Below are 15,470 nucleotides of genomic sequence, written 5' to 3' on the forward strand. Positions count from 1 at the left end.
GCGGTACTCATGCTCGCGCTCCAGGCACCGATCTTCGCAGTGGCGCAGCCTGCAGGAACGGTGGCGCAAGCCGGCGACACGGCGACGCCTGGCCAGCCCCGGCCGGCAAGGAGGCCGGCTACCGGCCTGCCGCAGGGAGCGGCAGCCGGCCTCAAGCCCTGCACATCGGTGACGGTCGACCCGGCCACTGTCGTCACGCTCGGGAAGTCAAGCGTCATCAAATTGAGCGTGCCGGCGACACGAATGGTCGTGGGCGGCAATCCGTCAAACCGCGCCGGAAAGCCGGTCGATCAGGGCGGCGCGAACGCGGCAGGAGCACCCGCTGCAGGCGCAGGCCAGGTGGCTGCACAGGCAGCAGTCCCTCCGTCGGGCGTTGGTACAGCTTCGGACGGCGTGGCGGATGTCGATATCACCCTGCTCAGTCCGACCGAATTGTTCTTCCTCGGGAAACGGCCCGGATCGATGAACGTGATCCTGCAGAATGCGGACGGACGTTGCGTCATCAAGGACATTATCGTCACGATAGATCCGCAAACCCTGCAGGCGAAGCTGGCGGAACTGATGCCCGAGGAAACCGGCATCAAGATCAGGGGCGCGGAGAATGCGCTGGTGTTGACCGGCAAGGTGAGCGATTCGATCAAGCTCGACAGCATCATGAGCCTCGCCACGTCCTACGGCGACGGCAAGAAGGTGGTCAACTTGCTGCAGGTGACGAACCCGCAGCAAGTCATGCTGGAGGTGAAGATCGCCGAAATAAGCAAGTCGCTGCTCGACAAGCTCGGATCAAGCGTCGGTTTGAACCGGACCGTGGGCGGCGGCGACAATGTCTATTCGGTGCTCTCCAACTTCCTGACCAATGGTGGTGGCTTCATGGAACTGCTCAGGCGCGGCAGAACCTCGCTGGGAATCGATGGGCAGAAGGACGACGGCCTTGTCAGGGTGCTTGCCGAGCCGAACGTGATGGCGATCAGCGGCCAGAACGCAAGCTTCCTGTCAGGTGGCAAGATCTTCATTCCTGTAGCACAGACCAACAACCTTGGCATTCCCACCATTACGCTGGAAGAAAAGGAGTTCGGCGTCGGCGTGAAATTCACGCCGACAGTGCTGGATGGCAGCCGTATCAACCTGAAGATGGTATCGGAGGTGTCCGACTTGTCGCAGACCGGGTCGCCCTTTACCACGGTGAGCGGCGTGACATCGGTACTGCCGTCGCTGACGGTGCGCCGGGCCGATACCACGGTGCAGCTCAACGATGGACAGAGTTTCGTCATCGCCGGACTGATCAAGAACAACGTCACCGAAACGATCAAACGTTTCCCGGGGCTCGGCGAAGTTCCTGTCTTCGGCGCCCTGTTCCGCAGTTCGGAGTTCCAGAACGAACAGTCGGAGCTGCTTTTCGTGATCACGCCTCGCCTTGTGAAGCCCCTGGCGGAAGCCCCGAGACTGCCTACCGACAATCATGTGGTGCCGACGCGAAGCGAAGTGTATTTCAACGGCGCGCTGGAAAGCGCCACCCCGGCCTCTTCCTCTCCCGCTGATTATTGAAAAGGACATCTCATGGAAAAGCAGTCACTCGTACTAGGACTCGTCCTGATTGCAGGCTGTGCATCGGTAACGCCGCACTACGACGCCCGATTCGGCGACGCCGTGCGGCAGGCAAAAGCCAACATGACAATCAACCCGGAAGCCGGAAAAAATCCGGATCCCGTTGCCGGCATGGATGGCAAGGCGGCCAGAGATGCGGTGATTCTTTACCAGAAATCGTTCCAGTCGCCGCCACCGGCGGTCAATGTCATCAATATCGGCGGAAGTATCGGCGCCGGAAGGTAATGGCGGCAGTGATGTCGCCAGCAGGAACGGTCGTGCGGCGGATGGCGGAACCATGCGCACGCATGCCGGTTGGCAGTGCAGCTTAGCTGTAGAAGCAGGTAGTACCCATGCAGTGTTTCGTAGCAGTTACTTTTTTCACATCACTTAAGAGGTAAATAAAATGAATCAGGTCCAGCTTCAGCTCCACCTTCTCGATGCAATCAAGGAATCCTTCCGGGCCTTCGCAAGAGACGAGGAGGGCGCGCAAGTCGTCGAATACGCGCTGATCATCGCCGTCGTCTCGATCGCGCTGGTCATTGCGCTGCGGGCATTAAGCGCCAGCGGCGGCAGCTTTGCAACGTTCATCACCCGCGTTGCAAACTGCCTTACCACAGCTACATGCACCTGATAAAGGCCAGCGAAGAAACGGGCGGCGGTACCCCGACCAACGAGGTCGTGGAGACGCCGGCCCGGTCGGGGCTGCATTGATCTGCAGCCGCTCAGGCCCTGCACAAGTTCCGGTTCATTCATCTATCGGTAAGCCGACGTCCGGCGACGGCAGCGTGCATGCAGTCCGTTGCTGTGGATGCGTCGTGCGGGTGTGAATACAGGACGACAACCAGGAGGTACCATGCGCCGCATTGCCAGTCGCCGATACCAGAACGGGGCAGTGATCGTGACTGCGTCCATGATTCTGCTGTTCCTGCTGGGATTCATGGGCATCGCGCTGGATTTCGGTCGCTTGTTTGTTATAAAGACGGAGTTGCAGACCGCGATGGATAGCTGTGCGCTGGCGGCGGCACAGGAGTTGAATGGACAGTGTGCTGGGACTTGCACGGGTTTGGATAACCCCTTGGACCGAGCCAGAGCCGTTGGACAGGCTGCTGGTAATCAAAACTTCGTAGATATGCAATCGCAAACCTGGGGAGGACAGCCTCAAATTTTGGACACGGACATTACTTTCAGGGATGGTTCGTACAACCCAACAAACGATCCAATAGCTGCCCGTTACGCACAGTGTCAACATACACATTCCAACATTCAGATGTGGCTCCTTCATACTATGGCCGCATTCTCTGGAGGCGCTCCCGAATATGCAAGCACGCGAAATGTCACGGCATCGGCTGTGGCAACCCGCGCCAGCGCACAGAGCACATGCCCGCTACCGCTCGCGATGCGGCCCAAACCCGGCGGCACGGCGCCAAACTACGGTTTCGTCGCCGGCGAGTGGGTTGTCCTGCTGCATGCGCAAAATGCGGCGGCGGGCGGCCAGATCGGCTGGGCCAATCTGGACGGCTCCAACAGCGCCGCCGAAACCGAAGCCGAGATGAACGGATTCTGCGGAACAGAGATCGGCGATACCCTGGGGACCTCCGGCGTCCAGGCGTCGATTGCGGACGCATGGAATTCCCGGTTCGGCATCTATAAGAACAATAGCGGCCCCGACCGCCCGTACCGGAATCCGGACTTCACCGGTTACTCGTACACCGCGACCAACTGGCCGTCCCAGGCAAACGCATACAGCGACTTTCTGACGAGGCGGTCCCAGTTTGCATCTTGCGCCCCCAGCGGCACGGTGGCAGGTTGCTCCACCCTTACCGGGCTGAACCTGAACGGCGGCGGGTTTAACTCACTGGCGACGGCGGGACCGAACGGACAGCATGCCCAATACGGATCAAGCCGCCGGATAGCTACGGTGCCGATCGTCAACGCCGCCAACAGCGTCATCGATTACGCATGCATGCTCATGCTCCATCCGATTTCCATTGGCGGCGGTGGTGGTGGCGGAGCGATACAGAACGTGCAACTCGAATTCATTGGGAACGCCAGCGTACCAAGCAGTCCATGCACAACCAGCGGCTTGGCCGGCGGTGTAAGCGGCCCGCTCGTTCCTGTTCTTGTCAGGTAAGGATGAATATGCGCACACATACTAGACAGCACGGCGCGGCCCTGATCGAGCTTGCATTCATTCTCCCGCTTCTACTGCTGATGTCGTTCATCACTACAGAGTTCGGCCGCGCGATGTACCAGTACAACACGATCACAAAATCTGTCCGCGATGCAGTTCGATATCTAACTGTGCAAACTCCGGGCACCGGTGTCACACAGGCGCGCAACCTCATCGTGTACGGCAGCACAGTCAATACTGGAACGCCGATGTTATTGGGTCTTACAGAAGCGAACGTAGCAGCTCCGGTTTGGGAAACTCAAGCTACGACTATGCCAAGCGCCCCTGGACCATTTATCAATGTCGTGACAGTCACGGTTACCGGCTACTGCTTCGAGCCGCTCTTTACCAGTGTCTTCGGCGTCAGCTTCGGCACGACCGCTTGCGGCAACGGCGCGGGCATTCCCTATGGCGACATCACGGCAACCATGCGAACCCAGCTATGAACATGCTTAATCTCCACAAAGACCAGTCGGGTGCGCAAACCGTCGAATTCGCCCTTGCACTGCTTGTGTTCCTGACCTTCCTGCTCGGCATTACCGATTTCGCCCGCATGCTGTTCACCTGGAATGCGGCAAACGAAGCCACCCGGGCAGGTGCGCGCTTCGCCGTGGTATGCGACAACACCGGCAATCAGGCTGATGTCCTCGCGAAGATGCAGGCGCTTCTGCCGCAGATCAATACGATCAGCCTGGCGTGGGAGCCGGCCGGATGCACACCCGCGACCTGCGAAGGGGTCACGGTGACGATCACCGGTCTCAACTACCAATGGATTTCACCGATTGCCGGCCTTGCCAGCAGGGCACCTATTCCGATGCCCACGTTTTCGACGTTCCTGCCGCGCGAAATCATGCGGCAGGACCCGAACAGCAACGCCATCTGCCTATAACGTTATGAAAGCATTGCCATGAAAATCGCCGTCATCTCCCCCAACAAGAGCCACTTGCAGGAAATGGGCGCAGCGCTTGAAGCGCACTCCCATTCGGTTGTGCTGGTTGACGGCGGAAAGAGCAAGATGCGCACCGTCGCCGAACAGGAGATGCCGGACCTGATGCTTGTCGAAGGCATGTGCTGCGATCCGAACGAACTGGAGCAGGTCGAGTACATCACGACGCATTTTCCGAAGGTCGCCACTATTCTTCTCTGCGCCACCCATACGCCGGAATTTTTGATCAACTCGATGCGCGCCGGCGTGCGGGAGGTGCTCCCGTCGCCTGCATCGCCCGACGCGCTGGCGAGTGCGGTCGCCCGTGTTGCCGTGAAGCTCACGGGCGGGCAGGCACGCACCCCGGGGAAAATTTTCGCATTCGTTCCCTGTAAGGGTGGAAGCGGCGCGACGTTCCTGGCGACGAATCTCGGCTACCAGCTTGCCGAATCGAAAACCGTCTTGCTCATCGACCTCAACCTTCAGTTCGGCGACGCGCTGTCTTTCGTGCATGACGGCGCGCCGCCGTCGACAATGGCCGACGTTGCGCAGGATATCCGGCGGCTGGACGCGACTTTTCTTGCGGCGAGCACGGTAAAAATCACGCCGAGCTACAGCATTCTGGCCGCGCCGGAAGACCCGTCGCAGGCGATGGAAATCAAGCCGGAACATATCGATGCGATCCTCAACCTCGCGGTCACGCAGTACGACTTTATCCTGCTTGATATCGGCCGAAACCTGGACACGCTGTCGATCAGGGCGCTCGATTCCGCCTACCGAATTTTTCCGGTATTGCAGGCCGGTCTGCCGCACCTGAGGAACGCCAACAAACTGCTTTCGGTATGCAAGTCACTCGGATATCCCGCGGAAAAGATCGAGTTGATCGTCAATCGTTTCGAAAAAGGCGGTGAAATCAGCCTAGACGATATACGGCGCATCCTTGAAGTCAAACACCTTCACACGGTGCCGAACTCCTACAAGGACGTCAATACCGCGATCAATCATGGCAATCCCCTGATGAAGGCTGCACGCTCGAATGCGGTTGCAAAGAACCTGATGGAATTTGCGTTGATGCTGAACCCCAAACCGGGGGAGAGCCGCGGCTTGTTCAACCGCATTTTCAAACGGGCTTGAACGCTCCGGATGAACGGATGTTAACCGGCGCACCGGCAGGAACATAAGGAGCAAAACGGACATGTCTTTCCGAGATAAATTAAACGCGGCCACGATGTCGCCGATTGTTCGTGAGGACAGTCGTGGCGCAAGCGAAGCGTATAAGTTGATGAAAGGCCGCATCCATCTCAAGCTGCTGGATAAATTCGACCTTGCCGCATTGGAAACGCTGACGCCGGAGTTGCTGCGGCAGGAAATATCGGTGATGGTCGAACGGCTGCTTGTGGAGGAGCAGGCTGCAATCAACGACATCGAACGCCGTTACCTCATCCGCGACATCCAGCATGAAATGCTCGGATTCGGGCCGCTTGAGCTGCTGATGGCCGATCCGGCGGTATCCGACATTCTGGTGAACTCCTATCGAATGATATATGTCGAGAGGAACGGGCGCCTGGAGCTGACCAATGTCACCTTTACCGATGAAAAGCATCTGCTGCGGATCATCGACAAGATCGTGTCGCTGGTAGGGCGGCGCATCGATGAATCGAGTCCAATGGTCGATGCCAGGCTGCCTGACGGATCCCGGGTAAACGCCGTTATTCCGCCGGTCGCGCTTGATGGTCCGATGATGTCCATCCGCCGGTTCGCGCATATCCCCCTGCGCATGGAAAACCTGGTGAACGACCTGAAAAGTCTCACGCCTGAAATGGCGTTCTTGCTCGAAGGCCTCAGCAAAGCGAAGGTGAACATACTGATTTCCGGCGGAACCGGAGCCGGAAAAACGACATTGCTCAACATCCTGTCCGGATATATCCCTGCGTCCGAACGGGTCGTCACCATAGAAGACGCCGCCGAGCTTCAGATGCAGCAACCGCACGTGGTGCGCATGGAAACACGGCCGATGAATATCGAAGGGAAGGGCGAGATCACGCAGCGGGCGCTGGTGCGCAATGCGCTCCGGATGCGGCCCGACCGCATCATCATCGGCGAGGTGCGCGGCGCGGAAGCGGTCGATATGCTGCAGGCGATGAATACCGGCCATGAGGGATCGCTGACGACAATCCACGCCAATACCCCGCGTGACGCGTTGTCGAGGCTTGAAAACATGATCGGCATGGCAAACCTGAATCTGCCGCACAAGGCAGCAAGGCAGCAGATCGCGTCCGCCCTCACGGTTGTGATCCAGGGGCTCAGGCTCATCGACGGCAAGCGGAAAATAATCAGCATTCAGGAGATCACGGGGATGGAAGGCGAGACGATCACCATGCAGGAGATTTTCGCGTTCCGGCAAACCGGCGTCGGGGAAGATGGCAGCGTCCAGGGATACTTTCATGCAACCGGTGTCCGACCGAAATTCGCCGACCGGCTGCGTTCGTTCGGCGTGACTCTGCCGGACACAATGTTTGATCCCACCAAACATTATCACTAGAGGCAAGCCATGCTTCAAACCATTGAAAACTACGCCTTCCCGATCATATCGCTCCTGATCTTCTTCGCGGTTATGCTGCTTCTGGAAGGCGTCTACCTGTTCTGGAAGTCGTACAAGGGAGCCGCCGCGAAGAGGGTCGGCGACAGATTGCGTGCGCTATCCGCATCGCGGGACAGGAGCAAGCGCGCCCAGCTGCTCAAACAGCGGATGCTGAGCGAAGTGCCGATGCTCGAACGCCTGTTGCTGCGTCTTCCCAGAGCGCACAAACTCGACAAGCTCATCTTTCAGTCGGGTCTGAAATGGACGGTATCGCGGCTTCTGCTGTCGTGCGCCGCGTTGGGATTCACGAGTTACGGCGCAATAACCCTGCTTGCTCACCAGTCGCTGTTCATCGGTGCCCTGGTGGGCGGCGCGATGGCCGCCATGCCTCTGATGTATGTGCTGTACAAACGCAATCGCCGCCTCCATGCGATCCAGTATCAGTTGCCGGATACGCTGGATCTCATTACCAGGGCGCTACGCTCCGGCCACGCGTTTTCATCGGGTCTGCAAATGGTCGGCGAAGAGATGGCGGAACCGATCGCCAATGAATTCCGCATCGTCAGCGATGAGGTGAACTACGGCGTGTCGTTGCAGCAGGCGCTGATGAATCTGAGCGAGCGCCTGCCCATTACCGACCTGCGCTACTTCGTTGTCGCCGTGCTGATCCAGCGCGAGTCCGGAGGCAATCTGACGGAAGTGCTTAGCAATCTCAGCCACCTGATCCGGGAAAGGCTGAAGCTCTTTTCCAAGATCAAGGTGCTGTCTTCGGAAGGAAGGCTGTCAGCCTGGATCCTGGGCCTGATGCCGTTCGCACTGGGCGCCGTGATGAATCTCGTGAACCCGGAGTTCATGGCGCCCCTGTGGACGGACCCGATCGGCATTGCCATCATCAAATATATGCTCATCCTGATGGCAATCGGTGTGCTGATTCTGCGGAAAATCATCAGAATTCGTGTTTAAGGAAACCCGGCCATGAACATCGTCCTGCTGTCTGCGCTCATCTTCGTTTCCGTAACTCTGGCGCTGTCGGGTCTGTACCTGCTGATGGTGCCGACCAAAACCCACAAACGCCTGCAAAGCATGTTCTTCCCGGCTAGCCCGCAATCGGAAGCACGCTGGACCGAAACCGTTGTGTCCATCGTCGGTCCGTTTGCAAGGCTTTCCACGCCAAGCGGCGATTGGGATGCATCGCCATTAAGGGTCAAGTTGCTTCAGGCGGGCCTGCGTCATCCCGATGCACGCCTCATGTATTTCGGCGCCAAGACGCTGTTTCCAATTTTGCTGGCGGTGGCGGCATTTCTCTTCCTGCAGATTGTGAATCAAGCGGATGAACTCATGCTGGGCTTCTTTCTCGTTCTCGCGGCCCTGATAGGGTGCTATCTGCCGAACGCGATCCTTTACTGGATGATAAAGGAGCGCAAGCGCGAGATCTTCGAAAACTTCGCGGACGCGGCGGACCTGATGCTTGTGTGCGTGGAGGCAGGACTTGGCCTGGACGCCGGATTGTCCAAGGTGGCGGAGGAAGTGAAGATGACCAGCGTCGCGCTTGCGGAAGAGCTTCACCTGACCAATCTCGAAATGCGCGCTGGCGGGACGCGAGAGCAATCCTTGCGCAATCTTGCTACCCGTACCGGCGTCGAGGAGATCGGCACATTCGCGGTCATGCTGACCCAGGCGGACCGCTTTGGAACAAGCATCGGAGAGTCCCTGCGGGTTTTCTCCGATGATCTTCGGCACAAAAGGCAAACCCGTGCGGAGGAATTGGCATCCAAGGTGCCGACGAAAATGCTTTTCCCGCTCGTTGCCTGCATTTTCCCGTCAATCATCATGGTGATCATGGGACCTGCAGCCATTCAAGTCGTCAGGACGATCCTTCCCATGCTTGAGCGAGGCGGATAGCCTGTTCCGAGACGATATCGAGTCCTTTTTCCCTATCTGCGCCCGGCATCCCGAAGGTGGATGCCGGGATGCCGGCTAAAGAATGATTTCCCAACGTTCGATCCGGCGCCCGGGACCTTGAGAAAGCCAAAATGCTATCCCTGCCAGCAAGCATATTCGTGCCTCTTCCTATCAAAAGCACGCCGAAGATTGCCGTGACATGCGGCATTGCCCTGCTCGGCATGGTCGACCTGATCTGGGCGCATTACATAGATCTTGCCTTTCACGGACTTTCTTCGATTCTCGGCAGTATGTTGCTGCTTGCTCTGATCGGGGTTTTTTACGACCTTTCCGGACGCAGCAAAAGATTGAGCGACATGGGCTATTACGCCGCTCTCTGGACCGGCTTTTCTGCGACGGCCGTGATATTTACCTACCTGACGGCCAGTCTGAATTTTCCACTCCACGATGCACTATTCGCGGACCTCGATGCAAAGATGGGCTTTGACTGGGTAGCGCTGTATCTGGCGGTGGAAGGATATCCGCGATTCAGCGCCCTGCTGGGTTGGGCTTACGACAGCATGTATGTCCAGCTCTTCGTTTCCATGCTGTATTTCGCGCATAAACAATGGACCCGGAAAAATGACGAGCTTTTGCTGATTGCCTTTATTTCATTAGTGGTCACATCCATATTCTCCGGCGTGTTTCCCGCTGTATGCGCCTGGCATTACTTTGATTTGGGCATTGAGCGAAGCGTACATTTATCGCATCTGCTTTCTCTCCGCAACGGAACCGCCGCCAGCTTCTCCATTGACCAGATGCAGGGTATCGTTACCCTGCCGTCCTACCACACCGTGATTGCTCTCTTGCTTATATACGTCTATCGCGATCAGAAGTGGTCATTCCTATTGATCCTCGCACTCAACGTCCTGATGTTGTTGTCCGTTCCATTCAGGGGAGGGCATTATCTGGTCGACATGATTGCAGCAGGTATACTTTTCGTCCTGTCTGCGGTCGTCACGAAGTATGTCCTCCGCTCCCGTGAACGCGCGACCGTTCCGGATCCTGCAGGAACCCGTCCTTTGATGGCCCCGGTGGTGAGCGGCATGCGCAGACCAGCGTCATGACCCCGGTGGGTAAGGCTCGCGTAGAACGCCGCAGCCAGGAAGAAATCCTTGGTTTGACGACCGAAGCCCTTCACGCCGCCGTATCCGGCCAGAACGCTAGTTTGACCTGCAAGGCCGCAGAAAAGCATGCAGCCGTACGGTGCCCTTTGGAACCGGATCCTCCTGCGGATCGGCGAGCTTGTGGTTGACTGCATAAAGGTAGAGTTCAAGGCGATTGATCACGTCCAGCTTGTGATAGATGGAGGTGAGGTGGTTGCGCAGCGTATGCTCGGATATGAACAGCCCTTGCGCGAGGACCTTGTTGGTGGCACTGCTGTCCGCAACGATGGCGCGGATGATGTTGCGCTCGCGTGCCGTGAGACTTGCCTTTCGTTCCGCTTCCGGGTCCGGCTTCTTCGGTGTTTTGGCACCCAGCATCTCGCTGAACACACGACTGAGCGAGTCATGGTCCAGCCAGAGTTCCCCTTGATGGGTCTTTTCAATTGCCTTCAGCAGCTGGTCGGCGGAGGCGTCCTTCATCAGCACACCCCTCGCGCCGTGCAGGACTGCCTTATCGTGCTTCTCCTGTTCCCGTTCGCCGGTAAGTACCAATACCCGCGACACCGAGTTGGATAACAGTGCGGGAAGTATGTCCAGCGAACTGGTGCCCCCCATGTCCAGGTCCAGCAGAATGACATCCGGGACAAGTTGCCTGGCCTTGGTAACCGCTTCATCGCAGCTTCGGGCTGTGCCCACGACTTCCATCTTCGGACTTTCTCCTTCAACCAATTTTTGCAAGCCCCACAACATCGTCTGGTGGTCGTCGACAAGCAGTACACGGATTCCATTGTGCGCGAGTGTCATTTATTCGCTCTCTCGGTTAGGTAGGTATTTCGATGTTTACTACGGTATTCCCGTCGGGGTCGTTGATAATGACAACTTTGCCGCCCAGCGCGGCAACCCGCTCCGAGATCGATCTCGGAGAAAACGGGGCTGTTTTCTCGCCGCCGCTTTCGTTTTCAATCCGGATTCTGAGCCAGCCGCTCATGCATTGAAGTTTCACCGCGCCTTTCTGGGCAACGGTGTGCTTGCATATATTGCTCAACCCTTCGCGTACAAGCTGCAAGACCTCTGCCATCAGGCGATCGTTCATATGCAGATCACCATCCATGCCAATGTCGATCTTGATGCCGTAAAACTTCATGATGTGAGCCGCATGCCGGCGCAGCGCAGCGAGAAGCGCCGGCTCGGTTCCGTTCATGTCCTTCCGCATTGCGCCGGCGTAGTGCCTTAAGTCGCCGATGACCTGTGCCGCCATGGCCATCAACCTTTCCAGGTCGACGTTTAAGGGATTGTCTTCGGAGGCTTTTTTTCGGACTGCGCTCAGTGCAAGCTTCAGGCCGATATACGGTTGCAGCGCTGTATCGTGGAGGTCCATCGCCATTCTTCGGCGTTCCAGCGATGCTGCCTCCGATGCCATCCTGTCGAGAAGATCGATGTTCTCGATCATGGGAAATGCCTGGGCAACGATATGAGCAAGAAACAGCGCATCCGATTTTCCGAGCGCGGTCTCCGAGGAGGCGACGAAGATACGGCCTTCCTCTGTCCTCATCGACAGCGGCACACTAATAAAGGAACGTGCTTCCAGAAGTTCCGCCAGGCTGTCGGCGGCCTTGTCGGAGTGGTGGACCCAGGTGCTTGTCCCGCTGTCGGACGCCAGGTAACCGATCGGCGTGTCTGACAATTTCCAGCGCCGGCGCGCATGGACCAGAATATGTTCCCGGGGGAACAACGTAAACGGCGCCGCCGCTTCCGCGCTGATCGGGCTGGCGCTGACCGATGTCCTCGGCTTGGTTCTCCTTATCGACCGCAAGGTGTGACTTCCGGTCTCCTTATCGCGCATGATGACGATGCAGCAGTCGGCCTTGAAGAAGTCTTGCGTCTTTTCGAGGACGGATGTGATGGTGTTATCCACCCCAAAGCGTGGATTCGACAACTGGCTCACGTCGCGCAGCATAGCCAGCCGGCGCTTGAGGCGCACTTTCGATTCCCCCCAGTGCGCGCTCAGATATCCGAGCGAGAGAAGAAAGATCGTGCGCAGCAACAGTCGTGTCAACTCGTTTTCGGTTTCCAGCAGCAAACCGGTGGCTGCGAACAATGAAGTGGAAGCAAGCGTAACCCGTGCGCCTTCTTCCAGTCCCCAGCGAAAGGAAGAAGTAAGGATCGCAAAAAAGAAGAAGAGAAAATAAAAACTATTGATGCCGCCGGTGAACAGGATAATCAGAGCGAACCAGATAACATCCAGCCAGTGTATGGCTTTGCCATAGAAAGTAGGTTTCTTTAGTGTCGTGCAGACGTAGATGACGACGCTATAACCGACATAACAAATAAAGACGCTTAGTGTGACCGTGTCGATTGCGTCGAGTGCTTCCGGATCGACGAAGATTGCCAGCAATCCTGACACCGCCAGCAGCAAGCGCATTCGACCAATCAGCAATGCGTCTGTGGCGTCTTCGGATACTCCGGAATAAACCTCATGATTAGGGCCAGCTAGCGTACAAGATTTCTGATCTTGCGCCTGACTATTGAGCATGGTGCTTCCCTCAATTCTTTTTGCGTGAAACAACGACTTTCACTATGGGATTGCTACGTTGCTCGAATAAAATAAAAATAAAATATTTTTAGTGCAACTTTTACATAAATCAAAGTGCATATCACCAGATTAGGTATACGCCAGTGTATTGTTAGATGTATGCACTTCTTTGTTTCACATCAAAATGTCATGAGAACCGCGGTCCAAAACGGTGCAGCTCTGGGCTAGCTAAACGGATGAACGACGTCACTAATGCGCTCTGGAAATTGAAATGGCCTGTGGCGTATGAAAGTGGAAGTCCACAGGATAAGAAAGTTGATTGCTACTGGCCTGTACTAATGGTCTGAATTAAAAGTCCGGCGTGCTGCCAACTCATTCCGCAAGAAAATTTAGCAATGCCCGGTTCACCTCAAGCACCGCTTCATTCTGCACCCAATGTGCAACATCGCGGATGCGGTGTATGCGAACGCGCGGCGCGAACTCATCCAGCCGTTCGAGCAACTCGGTTCCCAATGCGGGATCGCGTTCGCCCCAGATCACCAGCGTCTCGGCGCGGGTGCGCACCTTGCGTGCGAGCGCAAAACCGCTGCCGGTATTCGCGCGGTAGTAGTTGAGACTGGCGGTGAGTGCGCCTGGCCGCGACATTGATGCGACATATTCGTCGATGTGGGTGGCCGAGTAGGTATCTTTGCGTGCCGGCGTGTGCGTGAAGATGCGGCGCAATAGCATGAAATCGTGTGCCGCCAGGGCGCGTTCCGGAAGCAGCGGCAGCTGGAAGAAGCCGGCATACGCACTGCGCAGCATCTGCGGCGGCCGGCGCACTTTTTCCAGGAAACGCTGCATATGCGGCGCGTTGAGGATCACGAGCTTGTCCAGCAGCTCGGGGTATTCGCCGGCGAAGGTCCACGCGATGACACCGCCCCAGTCGTGGCCGACGATATGCGCGCGCGGCTGTCCGGTGTGCCGCACCAGCGCGGCAATGTCATCGACCAGATGGCGCAGGTGATAGGGTTCGCGGCCGGCAGGACGGTCGGACAGATTGTAGCCGCGCAGGTCGGGTGCCAGGACGGAGAATCCGGCGTCGGCGAGCGGACCGATCTGGTGCCGCCATGTGGTCCAGTTTTCGGGAAAGCCATGCAGCAGGATCACCGGCGGCCCTTCACCGGCGCGCGCCACATGCAGGTTCACGCCGGCGGCCCGGACCTGCTCATGCCGTACGCCAACATCCCCTGCGGCTGTCATGCCTTCCCGATGAGCATGGTGCCGGCCAGGATGCCGGTGCCGGAAACGAGGAACAGCCACCATGCGGGATGACGCTTGCCTGCCGTCGCAACGATCACCACGCCGCTGAGAATGACAGTGGCGCCGATGAGCATGCCGACCATCCTCGGCGTGGCGGACGTGCCTGCCAGCGCCGCCACGACCGCGGCGAAGCCCCACCATGCAAGGCTGGTCAGGTGCCAGGCGAAGCGCAGCATCTGCTCGGTGTAGCGGCGGTCGTTATGGAGCAGCGGCAGATTGGGCAATGCGAAAAGCCGGCTGAACACCACGCGCTCACCGAGGTAGGAGTGAGCGCAGCCGATGAAGATCAGGACAGCGGCCGAACAGAAAAGCAGGACGGGGATCATGACAGGCTCGCTTGGAGTAAATGGTTGCGGATGGGACGGCGGCCGGCATCGTCGTTCTTATTTCGTGGCCTTCGCCGCTTTCAGATACGCACCCAGCTTTTCCGACATCTGTTCGCCCAATGCGGCAAGTCCGCTGCCGGGGCGCACCATCACTTCGAAATCGGTGATCAGGCCGTCGTCGTTGAAGCGGATCAGATCGATGCCTTTCACGTCGCGCGTACCGACGCGGGCGCTGAACTCCAGCGCGACATTGTGCGGGTCCGAGCTGAATTGCCGGTGATAGCGGAAATCCTCGAATACCGTCAGCACCGTGCGCAGCGCGGTTGCGAGCGTATCGCCGCCGGCATACGGATGAAACGCCATCGGTGACCGGAATACCGCATCCGGGTGGATGATGTCGTTCAATTCCCTCATGTCGGCGATCGATACCATGTGGTGCCACTTGTCGAGCGAAGCTTGTACAGCTGGTGCGAGTTGCATCTTTGTCTCCTAAGAGCGTCTAACAAAATGCCTCTGGCTGCGTTGCGTCTCCTTGTCGTACGTCAGTACTGCCTGCGTCGACGCGCCTTGCCGGAGAGCGCGAAGCCGGCGCTTCGCTCATTTTGTTAGACGCCCTAAAAAGTGGAATAAGAAAATCAGGCGGAAGGCAGCATGCCCGGCAAGGCTTCGATGAAGAAATCGGCCTGCAGTTTCGCGCCCGGCTGCACATCGTATTGCGCAAAGTCGCGCATGCCGGCGGCGAGAAGCACTTCGTCATCGATGAAGAACTTGCCGGTGCAGCGCTTGGCGGGCTGCGACAGTATCCAGTGCGCCGCGTCGGCCATGATCTCCGGCTTGCGCGATGCATTCATCATGTCCTGTCCGCCGATCTCGTTGGCGACGGCGGCGGTGGCGATCGCGGTGCGCGGCCAGAGCGAATTCGCGGCCACGCCCTGCTCGCGAAACTCGGCTGCGAAGGCGAGGGTGAACAGGCTCATGGTGTACTTCGCGATCGTGTAG

General features: G+C 57.9%; 16 protein-coding genes and 1 pseudogene. 11 read left to right on the plus strand and 6 right to left on the minus strand.

The genetic code is table 11. The features are described 5' to 3' along the window. Window positions 1-9: 9 nt before the first annotated feature. The 11 genes from V7080_RS14445 (at window position 10) to V7080_RS14495 (ending at window position 10,271) form a co-directional block, all read left to right on the plus strand. Window positions 10-1,545, plus strand: coding sequence for a type II and III secretion system protein family protein (locus V7080_RS14445; protein WP_334189110.1), 1,536 nt, complete (start codon window positions 10-12; stop codon window positions 1,543-1,545). A 12-nt stretch (window positions 1,546-1,557) separates the two neighbouring features. Further along, entirely contained in the window at window positions 1,558-1,830 is a 273-nt protein-coding gene (locus V7080_RS14450) for a hypothetical protein (protein ID WP_334189095.1), read from the plus strand. A 160-nt stretch (window positions 1,831-1,990) separates the two neighbouring features. After that, the gene (locus V7080_RS14455) at window positions 1,991-2,218 is read left to right on the plus strand and encodes a Flp family type IVb pilin (RefSeq protein WP_334189096.1); all 228 of its coding nucleotides are present in this window, start codon (window positions 1,991-1,993) and stop codon (window positions 2,216-2,218) included. A 222-nt stretch (window positions 2,219-2,440) separates the two neighbouring features. Further along, window positions 2,441-3,718: a Tad domain-containing protein gene (locus tag V7080_RS14460; protein ID WP_334189097.1), complete on the plus strand. Its 1,278-nt coding sequence runs from the start codon at window positions 2,441-2,443 to the stop codon at window positions 3,716-3,718. Between the two features lie 2 nt (window positions 3,719-3,720). Then, window positions 3,721-4,203, plus strand: coding sequence for a TadE/TadG family type IV pilus assembly protein (locus V7080_RS14465; RefSeq protein WP_334189098.1), 483 nt, complete (start codon window positions 3,721-3,723; stop codon window positions 4,201-4,203). Then, window positions 4,200-4,646, plus strand: a complete 447-nt coding sequence (locus V7080_RS14470; RefSeq protein WP_334189099.1) for a TadE/TadG family type IV pilus assembly protein — start codon at window positions 4,200-4,202, stop codon at window positions 4,644-4,646. The genes V7080_RS14465 and V7080_RS14470 overlap by 4 nt, the downstream gene beginning before the upstream one ends. Before the next feature lie 18 nt (window positions 4,647-4,664). Beyond that, window positions 4,665-5,816: an AAA family ATPase gene (locus tag V7080_RS14475; protein WP_334189100.1), complete on the plus strand. Its 1,152-nt coding sequence runs from the start codon at window positions 4,665-4,667 to the stop codon at window positions 5,814-5,816. 61 nt (window positions 5,817-5,877) lie between these two features. Then, window positions 5,878-7,224: a CpaF family protein gene (locus tag V7080_RS14480; protein WP_334189101.1), complete on the plus strand. Its 1,347-nt coding sequence runs from the start codon at window positions 5,878-5,880 to the stop codon at window positions 7,222-7,224. 9 nt (window positions 7,225-7,233) lie between these two features. Beyond that, window positions 7,234-8,226, plus strand: a complete 993-nt coding sequence (locus tag V7080_RS14485; RefSeq protein WP_334189102.1) for a type II secretion system F family protein — start codon at window positions 7,234-7,236, stop codon at window positions 8,224-8,226. Window positions 8,227-8,238: 12 nt separating this feature from the next. Next, a complete protein-coding gene (locus V7080_RS14490) occupies window positions 8,239-9,165 on the plus strand; it encodes a type II secretion system F family protein (protein ID WP_334189103.1) in 927 nt (308 codons plus the stop codon). A gap of 131 nt (window positions 9,166-9,296) precedes the next feature. Further along, window positions 9,297-10,271: a phosphatase PAP2 family protein gene (locus V7080_RS14495; RefSeq protein ID WP_334189104.1), complete on the plus strand. Its 975-nt coding sequence runs from the start codon at window positions 9,297-9,299 to the stop codon at window positions 10,269-10,271. A 96-nt stretch (window positions 10,272-10,367) separates the two neighbouring features. Here the strand turns inward: V7080_RS14495 and V7080_RS14500 are convergent, their stop codons facing one another. From V7080_RS14500 to V7080_RS14525, 6 genes and pseudogenes are all read right to left on the minus strand, one after another. Then, entirely contained in the window at window positions 10,368-11,114 is a 747-nt protein-coding gene (locus V7080_RS14500) for a response regulator transcription factor (protein ID WP_334189105.1), read from the minus strand. A 16-nt stretch (window positions 11,115-11,130) separates the two neighbouring features. Continuing rightward, entirely contained in the window at window positions 11,131-12,876 is a 1,746-nt protein-coding gene (locus V7080_RS14505) for a sensor histidine kinase (protein ID WP_334189106.1), read from the minus strand. A gap of 339 nt (window positions 12,877-13,215) precedes the next feature. Then, a complete protein-coding gene (locus V7080_RS14510; protein ID WP_334189107.1) occupies window positions 13,216-14,085 on the minus strand; it encodes an alpha/beta fold hydrolase in 870 nt (289 codons plus the stop codon). Further along, window positions 14,082-14,471, minus strand: coding sequence for a hypothetical protein (locus tag V7080_RS14515; protein ID WP_334189108.1), 390 nt, complete (start codon window positions 14,469-14,471; stop codon window positions 14,082-14,084). The genes V7080_RS14510 and V7080_RS14515 overlap by 4 nt, the downstream gene beginning before the upstream one ends. 57 nt (window positions 14,472-14,528) lie before the next feature. Further along, window positions 14,529-14,951 (minus strand): nuclear transport factor 2 family protein, encoded by a 423-nt coding sequence (locus V7080_RS14520; protein ID WP_334189109.1) that lies wholly within the window; start codon window positions 14,949-14,951, stop codon window positions 14,529-14,531. A 155-nt stretch (window positions 14,952-15,106) separates the two neighbouring features. Further along, window positions 15,107-15,470, minus strand: a pseudogene (locus V7080_RS14525) (SDR family oxidoreductase); the annotation flags it as partial.

The sequence above is a fragment of the Noviherbaspirillum sp. genome, assembly GCF_036846085.1.
GTDB lineage: Bacteria > Pseudomonadota > Gammaproteobacteria > Burkholderiales > Burkholderiaceae_D > Noviherbaspirillum.

Bases quoted from the DNA above. Each gene is read 5' to 3' on its own strand.
- V7080_RS14520 (WP_334189109.1), bottom strand. From the start codon at position 14,951: ATGCAACTCGCACCAGCTGTACAAGCTTCGCTCGACAAGTGGCACCAC.
- V7080_RS14500 (WP_334189105.1), bottom strand. From the start codon at position 11,114: ATGACACTCGCGCACAATGGAATCCGTGTACTGCTTGTCGACGACCAC.
- V7080_RS14515 (WP_334189108.1), bottom strand. From the start codon at position 14,471: ATGATCCCCGTCCTGCTTTTCTGTTCGGCCGCTGTCCTGATCTTCATC.
- V7080_RS14490 (WP_334189103.1), top strand. From the start codon at position 8,239: ATGAACATCGTCCTGCTGTCTGCGCTCATCTTCGTTTCCGTAACTCTG.
- V7080_RS14485 (WP_334189102.1), top strand. From the start codon at position 7,234: ATGCTTCAAACCATTGAAAACTACGCCTTCCCGATCATATCGCTCCTG.
- V7080_RS14460 (WP_334189097.1), top strand. From the start codon at position 2,441: ATGCGCCGCATTGCCAGTCGCCGATACCAGAACGGGGCAGTGATCGTG.
- V7080_RS14465 (WP_334189098.1), top strand. From the start codon at position 3,721: ATGAATATGCGCACACATACTAGACAGCACGGCGCGGCCCTGATCGAG.
- V7080_RS14445 (WP_334189110.1), top strand. From the start codon at position 10: ATGCTCGCGCTCCAGGCACCGATCTTCGCAGTGGCGCAGCCTGCAGGA.
- V7080_RS14475 (WP_334189100.1), top strand. From the start codon at position 4,665: ATGAAAATCGCCGTCATCTCCCCCAACAAGAGCCACTTGCAGGAAATG.
- V7080_RS14480 (WP_334189101.1), top strand. From the start codon at position 5,878: ATGTCTTTCCGAGATAAATTAAACGCGGCCACGATGTCGCCGATTGTT.
- V7080_RS14455 (WP_334189096.1), top strand. From the start codon at position 1,991: ATGAATCAGGTCCAGCTTCAGCTCCACCTTCTCGATGCAATCAAGGAA.
- V7080_RS14470 (WP_334189099.1), top strand. From the start codon at position 4,200: ATGAACATGCTTAATCTCCACAAAGACCAGTCGGGTGCGCAAACCGTC.
- V7080_RS14495 (WP_334189104.1), top strand. From the start codon at position 9,297: ATGCTATCCCTGCCAGCAAGCATATTCGTGCCTCTTCCTATCAAAAGC.
- V7080_RS14450 (WP_334189095.1), top strand. From the start codon at position 1,558: ATGGAAAAGCAGTCACTCGTACTAGGACTCGTCCTGATTGCAGGCTGT.
- V7080_RS14510 (WP_334189107.1), bottom strand. From the start codon at position 14,085: ATGACAGCCGCAGGGGATGTTGGCGTACGGCATGAGCAGGTCCGGGCC.